The sequence below is a fragment of the Agrobacterium sp. 20P9.1.2 genome (assembly GCF_057799395.1).
This window is the reverse complement of sequence record NZ_JBYOKI010000014.1, coordinates 1-2626: the sequence shown is the minus strand read 5'-3', so window position 1 is coordinate 2626 and position 2626 is coordinate 1. Positions and strand designations below refer to the sequence as shown.

Annotated in this window: 1 rRNA gene; it reads right to left on the bottom strand. The window is 52.5% G+C overall.

Features of this window, described 5'->3' with window-relative positions:
- Positions 1-20 precede the first annotated feature (20 nt).
- Positions 21-2626 (bottom strand): 23S ribosomal RNA (locus AC27VJ_RS22550); the annotation flags it as partial.

The following is a 2626-nucleotide window of genomic DNA, read 5'->3' as shown; positions in this document are numbered from 1 at the left end:
GATGAACATAATCAATGGGAACGAAGAAGTCGATCGAGCTATTAGTAACGGTAAGCTTCATGCATTGCTGCACTTCCACACCCGTCCTATCAACGTGGTCGTCTTCCACGGCTCTGATAGGGAACACTCGTTTTCAGGTTGGTTTCCCGCTTAGATGCCTTCAGCGGTTATCCATTCCGTATATAGCTACTCTGCTATGCCCTTGGCAGGACAACAGATCCACCAGAGATACGTCCATCCCGGTCCTCTCGTACTAGGGACAGATCCTGTCAATATTCCTACACCCACGGCAGATAGGGACCGAACTGTCTCACGACGTTCTGAACCCAACTCACGTACCGCTTTAAATGGCGAACAGCCATACCCTTGGGACCTGCTCCAGCCCCAGGATGCGATGAGTCGACATCGAGGTGCCAAACAACCCCGTCGATATGGACTCTTGGGGGTCATCAGCCTGTTATCCCCGGCGTACCTTTTATCCGTTGAGCGATGGCCCTTCCACACGGGACCACCGGATCACTATGACCGACTTTCGTCTCTGCTCGACTTGTCAGTCTCGCAGTCAGGCTAGCTTATGCCATTGCACTCGACGACCGATTTCCGACCGGTCTGAGCTAACCATCGCGCGCCTCCGTTACTCTTTCGGAGGCGACCGCCCCAGTCAAACTACCCACCATACACTGTCCCGGATCCGGATAACGGACCGCGGTTAGACATCCACGAAGATAAGGGTGGTATTTCAAGGATGGCTCCACGGGAACTGGCGTCCCCGCTTCAAAGCCTACCACCTATCCTACACATGCCTTGGCGAATGCCAGTGTAAAGCTATAGTAAAGGTGCACGGGGTCTTTCCGTCTGACCGCAGGAACCCCGCATCTTCACGGGGAATTCAATTTCACTGAGTCTATGTTGGAGACAGCGGGGAAGTCGTTACGCCATTCGTGCAGGTCGGAACTTACCCGACAAGGAATTTCGCTACCTTAGGACCGTTATAGTTACGGCCGCCGTTTACTGGGGCTTCAGTTCAGAGCTTGCACCCCTCCCTTTAACCTTCCAGCACCGGGCAGGCGTCAGACCCTATACGTCGTATTGCTACTTCGCAGAGCCCTGTGTTTTTGATAAACAGTCGCTACCCCCTGGTCTGTGCCACCCCATACTAGTTGCCTAACATGGGGTCACGCTTCTTCCGAAGTTACGCGTGCAATTTGCCGAGTTCCTTCAACATAGTTCTCTCAAGCGCCTTGGTATACTCTACCTGACCACCTGTGTCGGTTTCGGGTACGGTCTATACGGTGGAGCTATTTCCTGGAACCTCTTCGCCGCACATTCAATCCAGTAAGAATGTACAACACACGAGATCCGTCACTACCACCAGGCCCACGAATATTAACGTGGTTCCCATCGACTACGCGTGTCCGCCTCGTCTTAGGGGCCGGCTAACCCTGCTCAGATTAACTTTAAGCAGGAACCCTTGGTCTTTCGGCGAGGGAGTCTCTCACTCCCTTTATCGTTACTCATGTCAACATTCGCACTTCCGATATCTCCAGGGGCCCTCACGGGTCCCCCTTCACAGACTTACGGAACGCTCCGCTACCACACGTCTTGCGACGTATCCTCAGCTTCGGTGCATGGCTTTAGCCCCGTTACATTTTCGGCGCAAAGACCCTTATTTAGACCAGTGAGCTGTTACGCTTTCTTTAAATGATGGCTGCTTCTAAGCCAACATCCTGGTTGTTTTGGGATCCTCACATCCTTTCCCACTTAGCCATGACTTGGGGACCTTAGCTGGAGGTCAGGGTTGTTGCCCTCTTCACGACGGACGTTAGCACCCGCCGTGTGTCTGCCGATTAGTACTCCTCGGTATTCGGAGTTTGGTTAGGATCAGTAAGACGGTGAGTCCCCATAGCCCATCCAGTGCTCTACCCCCGAGGGTATTCGATCGACGCACTACCTAAATAGTTTTCGCGGAGAACCAGCTATTTCCGAGTTTGATTGGCCTTTCACCCCTAGCCACAAGTCATCCCAATCTATTGCAACAGATATGGGTTCGGCCCTCCAGTTGGTGTTACCCAACCTTCAGCCTGCTCATGGCTAGATCACTCGGTTTCGGGTCTAATGCAACAAACTAAACGCCCTATTCAGACTCGCTTTCGCTACGCCTACACCTACCGGCTTAAGCTTGCTTGCTACACTAAGTCGTTGACCCATTATACAAAAGGTACGCCGTCACTCTTTCGAGCTCCGACTGCTTGTAGGCATCCGGTTTCAGGTTCTATTTCACTCCCCTCGTCGGGGTGCTTTTCACCTTTCCCTCACGGTACTTGTTCGCTATCGGTCATGCACGAGTACTTAGGCTTGGAGAGTGGTCTCCCCATGTTCAGACAGGATTTCACGTGTCCCGCCCTACTCAAGGACAATGCCTGTTCTACGTCTACGGGGCTATCACCCGCTATGGCCGACTTTTCCAAATCGTTCGACTTTATTCAGCATTGCCACTGGCCTGGTCCGCGTTCGCTCGCCACTACTTACGGAGTCTCGGTTGATGTCCTTTCCTTCAGGTACTTAGATGTTTCAGTTCCCTGAGTTCGCTTCTTACACCCTATGTATTCAGATGCAGATACCTTAT